The following is a 1422-nucleotide window of genomic DNA, read 5'->3' on the forward strand; positions in this document are numbered from 1 at the left end:
GTCTCACGGCCGGGTTCGTCGTCGGTGTCGGTGTCGGCCGGGGCGGCGAACGCCTTGATCTCGTTGACGAACTCGGTCTCGATCCAGCGGGTATGGACCGTGAACGGCGCATCCGAACCGCTCAGCTCCGGCGCGAACGCCGGATCGGTGACGACCGCCCGGTGGAAGGGGATCGCGGTCGCCATGCCCTCCACCTGGAACTCCGCCAGCGCACGGGCCGCCCGCTGCAGCGCCTGCTCACGGGTGGCACCGGTGACGATCAGCTTGGCCAGCAGCGAGTCCCACGCCGGACCGATCACCGAGCCCGACTCCACGCCCGCGTCCAGACGGACACCCGGACCCGACGGCGGCGCGAAAGCGGTGACGGTGCCGGGCGCGGGCAGAAAACCCCGGCCCGGGTCCTCGCCGTTGATACGGAACTCGATCGAGTGGCCGCGCAGTTCGGGGTCGCCGTAACCGAGTTCCTCGCCGTCGGCGATCCGGAACATCTCACGGACCAGATCGATGCCGGCGACCTCCTCGGTTACCGGGTGCTCGACCTGCAGACGGGTGTTGACCTCCAGGAAGGAGATCGTGCCGTCCGTGCCGACCAGGAACTCCACCGTCCCCGCGCCGACGTAGCCGGCCTCCTTCAGGATCGCCTTGGACGACGCGTACAGCTCCTGCACCTGCGCCCGGGACAGGAACGGGGCAGGGGCCTCCTCGACCAGCTTCTGGTGCCGGCGCTGCAGCGAGCAGTCACGCGTCGAGACCACCACCACATTGCCGTGGGTGTCGGCCAGGCACTGCGTCTCCACATGCCGGGGCTTGTCGAGATAACGCTCCACGAAGCACTCGCCCCGCCCGAACGCCGCGACCGCCTCACGCACCGCCGACTCGTACAGCTCCGGCACCTCGTCCAGGCTCCGGGCCACCTTCAGACCACGCCCGCCGCCACCGAAAGCGGCCTTGATCGCGATCGGCAGACCGTGCTCCTCGGCGAACGCCACGACCTCCTGCGCACCCGAGACCGGATCCGGAGTACCGGCCACCAGCGGCGCACCCGCACGCTGCGCGATGTGCCGGGCCGCGACCTTGTCACCCAGATCCCGGATCGCCTGCGGCGGCGGACCGATCCAGATCAGCCCCGCGTCGAGAACGGCCTGCGCGAAATCCGCGTTCTCCGAAAGAAAGCCGTAGCCCGGATGAACAGCATCCGCGTCCGAGTCCTTGGCGGCCTGCAGCACCTTGGCGAAGTCCAGGTAACTGGTGGCCGGGGTGTCACCGCCCAACGCGAACGCCTCGTCCGCCGCACGGACATGCAGAGCGTCCCGGTCCGGTTCCGCATACACGGCAACGCTCGCGATCCCGGCATCCCGGCACGCCCGGGCCACGCGGACAGCGATTTCGCCACGGTTGGCGATGAGCACCTTGCGCACGATG

1 protein-coding gene is annotated in these 1422 nt (G+C 69.7%); it reads right to left on the reverse strand.

From position 1 onward, the window contains the following. Positions 1-1418, reverse strand: a 1418-nt coding sequence (locus ACFWBT_RS40940; protein ID WP_385709314.1) for an acetyl/propionyl/methylcrotonyl-CoA carboxylase subunit alpha, incomplete at its 3' end; no start/stop codon positions are given. Positions 1419-1422: the final 4 nt, after the last annotated feature.

Source organism: Streptomyces sp. NPDC060027, assembly GCF_042737005.1.
Classification (GTDB): domain Bacteria; phylum Actinomycetota; class Actinomycetes; order Streptomycetales; family Streptomycetaceae; genus Streptomyces.